12 protein-coding genes are annotated in these 12,774 nt (G+C 46.0%); all 12 read left to right on the top strand.

Annotation, left to right across the window (positions count from 1 at the left end; translation table 11 throughout):
- Nucleotides 1–106 precede the first annotated feature (106 nt).
- Nucleotides 107–901: a CoB--CoM heterodisulfide reductase iron-sulfur subunit B family protein gene (locus HFM85_RS01940; RefSeq protein ID WP_173737223.1), complete on the top strand. Its 795-nt coding sequence runs from the start codon at nucleotides 107–109 to the stop codon at nucleotides 899–901.
- The gene (locus HFM85_RS01935; RefSeq protein WP_015524685.1) at nucleotides 898–1,287 is read left to right on the top strand and encodes a 4Fe-4S dicluster domain-containing protein; all 390 of its coding nucleotides are present in this window, start codon (nucleotides 898–900) and stop codon (nucleotides 1,285–1,287) included. Before HFM85_RS01940 ends, HFM85_RS01935 begins: the two co-directional genes overlap by 4 nt.
- 4 nt (nucleotides 1,288–1,291) lie before the next feature.
- Nucleotides 1,292–3,280, top strand: a complete 1,989-nt coding sequence (locus HFM85_RS01930) for a 4Fe-4S binding protein (RefSeq protein WP_173737224.1) — start codon at nucleotides 1,292–1,294, stop codon at nucleotides 3,278–3,280.
- Nucleotides 3,271–3,714, top strand: a complete 444-nt coding sequence (locus tag HFM85_RS01925) for a hydrogenase iron-sulfur subunit (RefSeq protein ID WP_015524686.1) — start codon at nucleotides 3,271–3,273, stop codon at nucleotides 3,712–3,714. The genes HFM85_RS01930 and HFM85_RS01925 overlap by 10 nt, the downstream gene beginning before the upstream one ends.
- The gene (locus HFM85_RS01920; RefSeq protein WP_173737225.1) at nucleotides 3,702–4,676 is read left to right on the top strand and encodes a 4Fe-4S dicluster domain-containing protein; all 975 of its coding nucleotides are present in this window, start codon (nucleotides 3,702–3,704) and stop codon (nucleotides 4,674–4,676) included. Before HFM85_RS01925 ends, HFM85_RS01920 begins: the two co-directional genes overlap by 13 nt.
- A gap of 3 nt (nucleotides 4,677–4,679) precedes the next feature.
- Complete coding sequence (locus HFM85_RS01915) at nucleotides 4,680–5,717, top strand: 4Fe-4S dicluster domain-containing protein (RefSeq protein WP_173737226.1); 1,038 nt, start codon at nucleotides 4,680–4,682, stop codon at nucleotides 5,715–5,717.
- Nucleotides 5,710–6,564 carry an FAD/NAD(P)-binding protein gene (locus tag HFM85_RS01910; protein ID WP_015524689.1) on the top strand — a complete coding sequence of 285 codons (855 nt, stop codon included), beginning with the start codon at nucleotides 5,710–5,712 and terminating at the stop codon, nucleotides 6,562–6,564. Before HFM85_RS01915 ends, HFM85_RS01910 begins: the two co-directional genes overlap by 8 nt.
- Nucleotides 6,565–6,805: 241 nt before the next feature.
- Nucleotides 6,806–7,519: a 2Fe-2S iron-sulfur cluster-binding protein gene (locus HFM85_RS01905; protein ID WP_330383239.1), complete on the top strand. Its 714-nt coding sequence runs from the start codon at nucleotides 6,806–6,808 to the stop codon at nucleotides 7,517–7,519.
- Nucleotides 7,520–7,532: 13 nt separating this feature from the next.
- Nucleotides 7,533–9,143: an FAD-dependent oxidoreductase gene (locus tag HFM85_RS01900; protein WP_173737227.1), complete on the top strand. Its 1,611-nt coding sequence runs from the start codon at nucleotides 7,533–7,535 to the stop codon at nucleotides 9,141–9,143.
- Nucleotides 9,144–9,198: 55 nt separating this feature from the next.
- The gene (locus HFM85_RS01895) at nucleotides 9,199–10,041 is read left to right on the top strand and encodes a fumarate hydratase (protein WP_173737228.1); all 843 of its coding nucleotides are present in this window, start codon (nucleotides 9,199–9,201) and stop codon (nucleotides 10,039–10,041) included.
- A 1-nt stretch (nucleotide 10,042) separates the two neighbouring features.
- Complete coding sequence (locus HFM85_RS01890; RefSeq protein WP_173737229.1) at nucleotides 10,043–10,606, top strand: Fe-S-containing hydro-lyase; 564 nt, start codon at nucleotides 10,043–10,045, stop codon at nucleotides 10,604–10,606.
- A gap of 713 nt (nucleotides 10,607–11,319) precedes the next feature.
- Nucleotides 11,320–12,714, top strand: coding sequence for a magnesium transporter (mgtE, locus tag HFM85_RS01885; RefSeq protein ID WP_173737230.1), 1,395 nt, complete (start codon nucleotides 11,320–11,322; stop codon nucleotides 12,712–12,714).
- Nucleotides 12,715–12,774 lie beyond the last annotated feature (60 nt).

The following is a 12,774-nucleotide window of genomic DNA, read 5'->3' as shown; positions in this document are numbered from 1 at the left end:
ATTTCCTTTTTTTACGTTTGCATTGTTAAAAAATAAACAATACAAAACAAGAATTAGATCCATTTTAACCGTCAGATTTTTAGATTAAGAAAGGATAATGAAAGGTATGAAGTACAGTTATTATCCGGGTTGCACCCTGAGAACAAAGGCCAGGGATCTGGATGAGTATGCCAGAGCCAGTGCCACAGCCCTTGGGTTTGAGCTTGAGGAGATCGAAAACTGGCAGTGCTGCGGTGGTGTTTATCCACTTGGCACAGATGAGATCGCCACAAAGCTTTCCTCTGTCCGTGCGCTGAACCAGGCAAAAGAAAAGGGCCAGGATCTGGTAACGATCTGTTCTGCCTGTCATCATGTGATCAAGCGTGTCAATGATGATATGAAAAATGTGGAAGATATCCGGACCAGAGCCAACAATTACATGCAGCTGGAAGCTCCCTATGAAGGAGAGACAACCGTTCTCCATTATCTGGAGGTTCTCCGGGACAGAGTCGGTTTTGATAAACTGAAAGAAAAAGTAGTAAATCCTTTTACCGGAAAGAAGATCGGAGCCTATTACGGATGTCTGCTTCTGAGACCTGGAAAGATCATGGCATTTGATGATCCGGAAAATCCAAGGATCATGGAGGATTTTATCCGTGCCCTTGGCGCTGAGCCTGTGATCTATCCTTACAGAAATGAATGTTGTGGAGGATATATATCCCTGAAAGAAAAAGAAATGTCACAGAATATGTGTGAAAAGATCGAAGAAAGTGCAGCCGGATTTGGCGCAGATATGCTGATCACTGCCTGTCCACTGTGCAAATATAATCTGAATAAAAATGCCGGAAACAGACTGCCGGTTTACTATTTTACAGAGCTTCTGGCAGAAGCCCTTGGCGTCAAAGAGGAGGTGGCAAAATGAGAGATAACCATTCTGCTGCGGAAAAAATAAAGGAGATCAGCGGGACTAATCCTCTGAAATGTATGAAGTGTGGCAAATGTTCTGCTACCTGCCCATCCTTTGACGAGATGGATATCAAGCCTCATCAGTTTGTGTCCTACGTGATCAATGAAAATATCGAAGCACTTGTAAATTCAGCATCTCTGTGGAAATGTCTTTCCTGTTTTGCCTGTGTGGAGCGCTGTCCGAGAGACGTAAAACCCGGAAAGATCATTGACGGGGCAAGACAGCTGGTTGTCCGGGAAAAAGGCGGCGACTATCTTTCACCAAATGAAATTCCGGAGCTTCTTGATCCGGAGCTTCCTCAGCAGCTGCTTGTAAGTGCATTCAGAAGATACAGGAGGTGAGAAAGTGCAGAGAATCGGTGTATTTGTCTGTCATTGCGGAAGTAATATTGCCGCTACGGTAGACGTGAAAAAGGTTGTGGAGATCATTGCAAAAGAGCCTGGAGTTGTCCATGCAGAAGATTATCAGTATATGTGTTCCGAGGCAGGACAGTCCAGGATCCAGGAAGCCATCCGTGAAAAAAATCTCACAGGAGTGGTTGTCTGTTCCTGTTCTCCACGTATGCATGAGGCAACTTTCCGTAAAGCAGCGGAAAAGGCCGGCCTGAATCCATATATGGTGGAGATCGCAAACATCCGTGAGCACTGTTCCTGGATCCACAAGGATATGCAGGAGGCTACGGAGAAGGCAGTGATCCTTGCAAGAGCAGCAGTAGCAAAGGTAAATTTAAACGCTCCTCTTCAGCCGGGAGAAAGCCGGGTTACAAAGAGAGCCCTGATCATCGGAGGCGGTATCGCCGGAATCCAGACAGCTCTTGATATTGCCGATGCAGGCTATGAAGTTGATATTGTGGAAAAAACACCAAGTATCGGCGGAAGAATGTCACAGCTTGACAAAACCTTCCCTACTCTGGACTGCTCCGCATGTATCCTTACTCCCAAAATGGTAGAGGCTGCAGCTCATGAAAAGATCAATATCTATACATACAGTGAAGTAGAAAAGGTTTCTGGTTTCGTAGGAGATTTCAACGTTGATATCCGCAAAAAAGCGCGAAGTGTCAACATGGACAAATGTACAGGCTGTGGAGTCTGCCAGGAAAAATGTCCTTCCAAAAAGATTCCCAATGAGTTCAACAGAGGGCTGAACAACCGGTCAGCTATCTATACTCCGTTTGCACAGGCCATTCCAAATGTTCCCGTGATCGACAGAGAGCATTGCCTGAAATTTAAAACAGGTAAATGTGGTGTCTGCTCCAAAGTATGTCAGGCAGGAGCCATTGATTACGATCAGCAGGATGAGATCGTAACACAGAAATACGGAGCGATCGTTGTGGCAACCGGATTTGATACCATCAAGCTTGACAAATATGATGAATACGCATACAGCCAGAACAAGGATGTGATCACATCTCTGGAGCTGGAGCGTATCATGAATGCTGCAGGACCTACAAAAGGACATCTTGAGCGCCTCTCCGATGGAAAAGCACCGAAGGAGATCGTATTTATCCAGTGTGTTGGAAGCCGTTGCTCCGATGACCGTGGAAAGCCATACTGTTCCAAGATCTGCTGTATGTACACAGCTAAGCATGCCATGCTGATCCGTGATAAATATCCGGATACCAATGTGACGGTATTTTATATTGATGTCCGTACACCTGGTAAAAACTTCGATGAGTTTTACAGAAGAGCAGTTGAGCAGTATAACGTAAACTACATCAAAGGTCAGGTAGGAAAAGTAATCCCGCAGCCGGATGGAACACTTCTTGTTCAGGGCTCGGATCTTCTTGATAATAAACAGATTTTCAAGAAAGCAGATATGGTAGTTCTTGCAACAGCCATTGAACCGAATCCGGATGTACGTAAGATCGCTACCATGCTTACTGCAAGTATTGACACCAACAATTTCCTTACAGAAGCCCATGCAAAGCTTCGTCCTGTAGAATCACCGACAGCAGGAATTTTCCTTTCCGGTGTATGCCAGGGGCCAAAGGATATCCCGGAGACAGTTGCCCAGGCAGGAGCTGCGGCTGTTAAGGCCATAGGACTTCTTGCAAAGGACAAGCTGACAACCAATCCATGTACGGCAAAATCCGACGAGCTTCTCTGTAACGGATGCTCTACCTGTGCAAATGTATGTCCTTACGGAGCGATTTCCTATGAGGAGAAACAGGTCAACGATCACGGTATCCGTGAGACAAGAAGAGTTGCGGTTGTCAATACAGCACTTTGCCAGGGCTGCGGTGCCTGTACAGTAGCCTGCCCGTCAGGAGCCATGGACCTTCAGGGCTTCTCCAACAGACAGATTATCGCGGAGGTGGATGCAATATGTCGATAGAAACAAAGGAAGAATTCAGACCAAAGATCGTGGCATTCTGCTGTAACTGGTGCAGCTACGCCGGAGCAGACCTTGCAGGAAGCAGCCGTTTAAGCTATCCGGCGGATGTAAAGATCATCCGTGTTCCATGTTCCTGCCGTGTCAATCCCATGTTCATCCTCCGTGCCTTTGAAAAAGGAGCCGACGGTGTGATCATGTGCGGATGCCATCCGGGAGACTGCCATTACAGTACCGGAAATTATTATGCAAGAAGACGTATGACACTTCTGTTTTCAATGCTGGATTACATTGGTGTGGAAAACGGAAGAACACGTGTGGAATGGGTATCTGCCGCAGAGGGCGTGAAATTTTCACAGACTATGAATGAGTTTGTTGAGAAGATTCATTCACTTGGTAAAAACGTGAGATTGGAGGATATAAGATGCAGGAGCTGATAAAACGTGCAAAGGAACTGCTTGCAGATGGCACGGTAGCCCGGGTTCTAGGGTGGAAAGCCGGAGATCTTGCCTTTAATCCGGAACCGGCCTATTTTGAGACACCGGAATCTCTGGAGGATTTTGTCTATGATGGATTCTGCGGTGCCAATTTAAGCAAATATATGATCGAAGCTTCCAGGCTGGAAGGAAAAACCATGGTTTGTCTGAAGCCCTGCGATACATACAGCTTTAACCAGCTTTTGAAAGAGCATCGTGTGGACAGAGAAAAAGCCTATATCGTAGGTGTTGGCTGCAAAGGAAAGCTGGATATTGAAAAGATCCGCAAAATGGGGATCAAGGGTATCCGGGGAATTTCCGGAGCAGAGCTTGCCGGAGATGCCGAGACATTGACTGTGGATACTGTATACGGAGAAAAAACCTGTGCATACAAAGATGCAATGCTGGAACGCTGCCATGTATGTAAAGGAAAAGAGCATAAAATTTACGATGAGCTGATCGGTGAGTCAAAGGACACAAAGGATGCTGACCGTTTCGCAGAAGTTGAGCGGATCGAGGCGATGAGTCCGGAAGAAAAATTCGCATTCTGGCAGAGCGAGCTGAGTAAATGTATCCGCTGTAATGCCTGCCGTAATGTATGCCCGGCCTGCAGCTGCCGCAAATGCGTTTTTGACAGCAACAAGTTCGACAGCGCCCAGAAGGCAAATGTGGATTCCTTTGAGGAAAAAATGTTCCATGTGATCCGTGCCTTCCATGTAGCCGGAAGATGTACGGACTGTGGCGAGTGCAGCAGAGTCTGCCCGCAGGGAATTCCCCTTCATCTGTTTAACCGTAAGTTTATCAAGGATATTGATGAGTTTTACGGTGAGTACCAGGCAGGTGAGGATGCGGAGTCAAAGGGTCCGCTTACCAGCTTTACCTTTGATGATGTAGAGCCAGGAATCGTGGCAGAAAGGGGATAATGTATGTATAAGATCGCAGTAGAAAATCTGCCGGCATTATTCCGGAAAATTGCCGCAGACCAGGAATTATATTTACCGGTAAAGGTAAGTGAGCAGGTGAACTTCAAGGCATGGAGCGAGGATGCTGAAGTTTCTCTTGAAACACTGAAAACCGTGAAATCACCGAAGGATGCTTTCTTTCCGCAGAGTGAAAATCTCTATACCTGTAAAAAAGATGGAAAGAATATCAACATTGAGCCTCAGGCACTGAAAGAACAGAATTTTGTTGTATTCGGAATGAGAGCCTGTGATGTACAGGGCGTGAAAGTTCTTGACAATGTGTTCCTTGGAGATCCGGTGGATACTTTTTACCAGGCAAGAAGAGAACACGGAACTATCGTAGCTCTTGCCTGTCATGAACCGGAGGAAAGCTGTTTCTGTAAAGTATTTGGCATTGACGCTGCAGATCCGGAAGCAGATGTTGCAGCCTGGATCATCGAGGGAGAGCTTTTCTGGAAACCACTTACAGAAAAGGGAAATGCTCTGACAGAAGCTGTGAAGGAGCTTTTGGCAGATTCTGATGAGACAAGGGTAGAAGAGGAAAAGAAGGCGATCCGTGATATTATCGAGCTTCTTCCATATACACATCTTTCACTGGAAGGATGGGCACAGGAAGAATACATGGATCGTTTCAATTCTCCTGTATGGGAGAAGCTGTACAAGCCTTGTCTTGCCTGCGGAACCTGTACCTTCGTATGTCCGACCTGTCAGTGCTATGATATCAAGGATTACGACACAGGACACGGTGTTCACCGTTACCGCTGCTGGGATTCCTGCATGTATTCTGATTTTACCATGATGGCTCACGGAAACAACCGTACCAGCCAGATGCAGAGATTCCGTCAGAGATTTATGCATAAGCTTGTTTATTATCCGTTAAATAATGACGGCATGTTCTCCTGTGTTGGCTGTGGCCGCTGCGTGGAGAAATGTCCGGAATCTTTAAATATCGTAAAAGTCATCAAGGCCTTTGAAAAACAGGGAGGTGAAAAGAATGAGTGAATGTACCTGTCATAAAAATTATACACTGGATACGCTGATCCCCAAGGTTGGCGTGATCACAGATATCCGTCAGGAGACACCGGATGTAAAAACCTTCCGCGTGGAAGCTCCGGAGGGTGGAAAGCTTTTCGAGCATATGCCAGGACAGTGTGCCATGGTCTGTGCACCAGGCGTCAGTGAAGGTATGTTTTCCATTACTTCTTCTCCGACTGTAAAGGATTATCAGGAATTCAGTATCAAAAAATGCGGATCCCTTACCGACTATCTCCATAGCCTTCAGGTTGGAGATGAGATCGCGGTTAGGGGTCCATACGGAAATCATTTTCCGGTGGAAGATAAGTTAAAGGGAAAAAATCTCCTGTTTATCGCAGGTGGAATCGGTCTGGCACCTCTTCGCTCCGTGATTAATTATGTGCTGGATAACCGTGAGGATTACGGAACAGTCGATATTCTCTATGGTTCCCGTTCAGCAGATGATCTGGTGCAGCTTAAGGAAATCCAGGAAGTGTGGATGAAAACAGAAGGTGTAAATGTATATCTTACCATTGACCGCGAGCAGGAAGGCTGGGACGGTCATGTGGGATTTGTTCCGAATTATCTGAAGGAGATTGGTTTTGATACCAATAAGACCGCTCTGGTCTGCGGCCCGCCGATCATGATTAAATTCGTTCTGGCAGGACTGGAAGAGCTGGGCTTCTCCAGAGATCAGGTATATACCACACTGGAGCTTCGTATGAAATGCGGTGTCGGAAAATGCGGCCGCTGCAACATCGGAGACAAATACGTCTGCAAAGACGGCCCGGTATTTAGGTGTGATGAGGTTGATGAATTACCTAATGAGTATTGATAAGCAATGAGCAGTGCACAGACGTTGATAAAAACAGATGCGTCATGCTTGCATGTAAGCAGCTGTTTTTATCGGCGGCTGTATAGGGCGAATGCCCTCAAGCGAGATGAAGCGAAGCGGAATCGAGCCTGGCACTGCGGGGTACAGTACACAGCCATGGGAACCATCTCGCTAAGCTGCCCATTTTAGGAGCGGTTTCAGCAGAGCGTTGCGACGGGCACGTGTGAGATGGCTGTTCCACATGGCGTACGATTTGGATAAAAGAAAGGACACCAACATGGAAAATAATATGGTAAACGTATATTTTTTCGGTAAGAAATACAGCGTTCCCGGTGATCTGACCATTATGACAGCTATGGAATATGCCGGTTATACATTAAAAAGAGGATGCGGCTGCAGACACGGATTCTGCGGTGCCTGCGCGACCATCTACAGGATCAAGGGACAGAATGAGCTGAAAACCTGTCTCGCCTGTCAGACACAGGTGCAGGAGGGAATGTATGTGGCAAGCATCCCGTTCTTCCCTACAGACAAGAGACTTTATAATATAGAAGATCTTAAGCCGAACCAGCAGGTAATGATGGAGCTTTATCCTGAGATCTACAGCTGTATCGGATGCAACGCCTGCACAAAGGCCTGTACACAGGACTTAAATGTCATGCAGTATATTGCATATGCTCAGAGAGGCGAGCTTGAAAAATGTGCAGAGGAATCCTTTGACTGTGTAAGCTGCGGCTGCTGCTCCGTAAGATGTCCGGCAGGAATTTCCCATCCGATGGTAGGTCTTCTGGCAAGACGTCTCACCGGTAAATATATCGCACCAAAAAGTGAGCACCTGGAGAAACGTGTGGAAGAGATCCACGAGGGCAAATTTGATGATATGATCGAGAAGATCATGCAGAAGCCGATCACAGAGATGCAGGAACTTTACAACAGCAGAGAAATCGAGAAGTAGGAGGGCGTAAAACATGTATGCACCATATCCAGAAAATATGATGGAATCCATCAAAAAGGTAGAGGCTACAAGAGCGGAGCGTATGGCAACAGAGCCAAGACGTCTGAGTGCAGATGAGAAAGATGCTCTTCTCAAAAAATTCCATCCGGATTATAACCCGGATGCATTTGCAGAGATCAAGGTAGGACCGAACAAGGGACAGAAAGCACCACTGGAGCTGACAAAAATGCTCCATTCAGAAAGCCGTCTGCTCAACGAAAAAATCGATCTTACAAAAATCGATTATGATGTAGATGTACTGATCATCGGCGGTGGCGGAGCAGGCTCTTCCTGTGCCATCGAGGCTCACAACGCAGGTGCCAACGTAATGATCGTTACAAAGCTCCGTATCGGTGATGCCAACACCATGATGGCAGAAGGTGGGATCCAGGCAGCAGATAAAGAAAATGATTCCCCGGTACAGCATTATCTGGACTGCTTTGGAGGCGGACATTTTGCCGCAAAACCGGAGCTTGTAAAAAGACTGGTAATGGAAGCGCCGGATGCGATCAAATGGCTCAACGACCTTGGTGTTGAGTTTGATAAAGCAGAAGACGGAACCATGGTCACTACACATGGCGGCGGTACCTCCAGAAAGAGAATGCATGCTGCAAAGGATTATTCCGGATCAGAGATCATGCGTACTATCCGTGATGAGGTCTTAAATCTTAAGATCCCGGTAGTGGAATTTACCTCCGCTGTAGAACTTCTGAAGGATGAAAAAGGTCAGACTGCCGGTGCAGTCCTTCTCAACATGGAAACCGGAGACTATTCCGTTGCAAGAGCAAAAACAGTTGTAATTGCAACCGGTGGTGCAGGAAGAATGCATTATCAGGGATTCCCGACCTCCAATCACTACGGAGCAACTGCTGACGGACTCGTACTTGGATACAGAGCAGGTGCTTCCCTTCTTTACCAGGATTCTATCCAGTATCATCCAACAGGTGCGATCTATCCGTCACAGATCCTTGGTGCACTGGTAACAGAGAAGGTTCGTTCCGTTGGTGCACAGCTTGTTAATGCAAACGGAGAAGCTTATATTCATCCGCTGGAAACCCGTGACGTAAATGCTTCCGGCGTTATCCGCGAGTGTGAGGAAGGCCGTGGCGTTGAAGTTCCGGGTGGACGAAAGGGTGTATGGCTGGATACTCCGATGATCGAGATCCTGGGAGGTGAGGGAACTATCGAAAAGAGGATCCCTGCCATGTTCCGTATGTACATGAACTACGGCATTGATATGAGAAAAGTTCCGATCGTGATCTATCCGACCCTTCATTATCAGAACGGTGGTCTTGAGATTAACGGGGACGGCTTTACAAAAGAAATCCCGAACCTTCTGGTTGCAGGAGAGGCAGCAGGCGGAATCCACGGAAGAAACCGACTGATGGGCAACTCTCTTCTTGATGTAATTGTATTCGGAAGAAATGCAGGTAAAAAAGCAGCTGCCAAATGCAAAGAGGTAGAGCTTGGCACCATGAACCTGGATCATATCAAAAAATATGAAGAGGAACTGAAAAATGCAGGAATCGACACAGGAGAAGTATCTCCTATGCTTCTGCCGAAATATGCCCGCCACGAACGTTAAGTTAAAAATATGTTATGATAATAAAAACATATGAGATAAGCGAAAGGAGTCTATTATGAGAGAAATCGAAGTAAACAGACTTACAGAGGTTATCGAAAAACTCTGTATCGAAGCCAATGAACATCTCCCGGAAGATGTGAAGGACGCTATCAAAACCTGCCGTGCTTGCGAGGACGGCGAGATCGCAAAAGGTGTCCTTGATAACATTATCGAGAATTTTGATATTGCGGACAGTGAGAATGTTCCGATCTGTCAGGATACCGGAATGGCATGTGTATTCCTTGAAATTGGTCAGGATGTCCACTTTACAGGCGGAGATTTAAATGATGCTATTAATGAAGGTGTACGCCGCGGATACGACAAGGGTTACCTCAGAAAATCCGTTGTCAAGGATCCGGTACGCCGTGGAAACACAGGTGACAATACACCGGCTATGATCTATACAGAGATCGTTCCTGGAGATCAGGTGAAAATAACTGTGGGACCAAAAGGCTTCGGAAGTGAAAACATGAGCCAGATTCGTATGTTCAAGCCATCTGCTGGCCTTCAGGGAATCAAGGATTTCATTCTTGAGGCTGTAGAAACCGCAGGTCCGAATCCATGTCCGCCTATGGTAGTTGGTGTTGGTATCGGAGGAACTTTTGACAAATGTGCACTTCTTGCAAAGAAAGCGCTGATGCGTCCTCTGAATACAGAGAACCCGGATCCTTACTATGCAGATCTTGAAAAAGAGATGCTGGAGAAGATCAACAAGCTTGGTATCGGACCTCAGGGCTTTGGCGGAAAGACCACAGCCATCGGACTTAACATCGAGACTATGCCTACTCATATTGCAGGTATGCCATGTGCAGTTAATATCAACTGCCATGTAACACGTCATAAAACGGAGGTGCTTTAATATGGAACGAAGAAAGATCACACTGCCTCTGACAAGAGAGCTGGCAAGAACTCTCCATGCAGGCGACCAGGTTTTACTGACAGGAACCATCTATACATCCCGTGACGCAGGTCATAAGAGAATGTGCGAGGCTCTTGCAAAAGGAGAAAAGATTCCTTTTGACCCTACAGACGCTACGATCTATTATGTAGGCCCGACTCCTGCAAAACCAGGTGAAGTCATCGGCTCCGCAGGCCCTACGACCAGCGGCCGTATGGATGCCTACGCACCGACCATGATGTCCGTAGGCGCCAGAGGAATGATTGGAAAAGGCGCCCGCCTTCCGGAAGTCGTAGAAGCCATGAAGAAATATGACGGCGTATATTTCGGAGCCATCGGCGGTGCAGGAGCACTTCTTGCAAAATGCATCAAAAAAGCAGAGCTTATCGCTTACGAAGACCTGGGCGCAGAAGCACTCCGCAAGCTTTATGTGGAAGACATGCCGCTTGTAGTCATCATTGACAGCGAGGGAAATAACCTCTACGAAGAGGGACGTGCAGAGTACCTGAAAGACCACGCAGAATAATCTTTTGCTCTACAATATGATATTGTGATATATTTCAAAAAGGAATAAAAGGATAAAAGTCCGACAGTAAATGCTGAAGATACGTGCAGAAGTATTTATTGTTGGACTTTTTAATTTGATCCTTTTTGAAAAAACATCATTGATACGATCAACGGAAATGCAGCAGCATAAACTCCACCTCTGTAAAGTGGAAAATCTTACTCAGATTTACGATAAATTTAACCATAAATCCAGTTGACAAAACCCGGCCGGGAACGTTATAATGGCCGGGTTGATAAGAGATTTTAAGAAAAAAAGGCAGGTGAACAGAATGGACAGTTGTGATTCTCATGGGCGAAGTTATAGCTCTCAGAGTGAAAGATGGAAAGAACAGAGAGGGATGAGACTGTTCCATTCTGTTTTAAGTGTGCAGAATATCTGTGAGAATACTATGTCTGTATATCAGAAGGATATATTTGGCAGGATGTAACGGTGTTACCAGAATCTGTACGATATTAATCCATTATAATTGCGGCAGGATTATAATATATATCTTTTTCATTCTTCTCATTCTGAGAATCTTACAAGTAAAGCGGACACGTGCGATTTAATTCCGTTTTACACGCAAATCCCAAGGAAACACAATCGAAAATCAAACAGCACATAGACATGCTTTTACATGTCTGTTTTTGGTGTGCGTGTTTTGTGCGAAACTATGTGAGGAGGATGAGAAAATGACAAAAAGAAATCAGGACTTTTCAAAAGATATTCTGAGTCTGATCCGAAGCAGTGTTTCTCCGGCAGTTTTAAGTGAGAGACTGCAGGATTTCCACGAAAACGATCTGGCGGAAGTATTAAGAGAATTAAGCACTGCGGAGCGCAGCAGACTGTACCGTATCCTGGAAAGCAGCATGCTGGCAGATGTTTTTGAATATCTGGAGGAAGAAGAAACCGTAAAATATCTGGAAGAGATGGATGTGAAAAAAGCGGCAGCCATTCTTTCCAAAATGGAAACCGATGCCCTGGCAGATGTTTTAAAGCAGATCGATAAAGAAAAACGCAAGCTTCTGATCCAGCTTCTGGATGAACAGGTGCGGAAGGATATCGAAATGATCCGTTCCTTTGATGAGGATGAGATCGGAAGCAGAATGACAACGAACTGCATTGTGATCCGTGAAAACCTGACCGTAAAGCAGGCCATGAGTGAGCTGATTTCCCAGGCGGCAGATAATGATAATATTTCTACGATTTTTGCAGTGACGGACAGAGGAGAGTTTTATGGAGCCCTGGATCTGAAGGATCTGATCACAGCAAGACAGGAGCACCCTATGGAAGAGCTGATCGTAACTTCCTACCCCTATGTATATGGTACCGAGCAGATCGACGACTGTATGGAACGGCTGAAGGATTATTCTGAAGATTCCATTCCTGTACTGGATGATGATAACCGTTTTCTGGGAGTGATCACATCCGCAGGAATCATCGATCTGGTAGATGATGAGATGGGAGAGGATTATGCGAAGCTGGCTGGTCTGACTGCAGAGGAAGATCTGAAAGAACCGCTTTTTGAAAGCATGAAAAAAAGAATGCCATGGCTGATCGTTCTTCTGGGCCTTGGTATGGTGGTATCTTCTGTTGTGGGAATGTTTGAAAAAGTAGTTACCTGTCTGCCGATCATCATGTGCTTTCAGTCTCTGATCCTGGATATGGCAGGAAATGTTGGAACCCAGTCCTTGGCTGTAACCATCCGTGTACTGATGGATGAGACACTGACAGGCAGACAGAAAGCAGAGCTTGTGCTGAAGGAAATGCGGATCGGTCTTTGCAACGGTGGTTTACTCGGTATTCTGTCTTTTGTACTGATCGGATTGTATATCTTCTTATTTAAAGGAAAAACACTCGTTTTTGCCTATGCAGTATCCGGATGTATCGGATTATCCCTGCTGGTGGCTATGCTGGTATCCAGTGCAGTAGGAACCTGTATTCCGCTGTTTTTCAAAAAGATCGGTGTAGACCCTGCGGTAGCATCCGGTCCGCTGATCACAACAGTAAACGATCTTGTAGCAGTTGTAACATACTATGGAATGAGTTGGATTTTCCTGATCGAAATGTTCCATCTTGCAGGATGAAGCAGAATTGTGAAGTGTCTGCAGGAAATATAAAAAGAAAATTCCGGGTCGAAAGATTCG

Source organism: Blautia schinkii, assembly GCF_013304825.1.
In the GTDB taxonomy this organism is placed as follows: Bacteria; Bacillota; Clostridia; order Lachnospirales; family Lachnospiraceae; genus Blautia_A; species Blautia_A schinkii_B.
The sequence above is the reverse complement of the archived record's forward strand: the minus strand, read 5'-3'. Positions and strand labels throughout refer to the sequence as shown.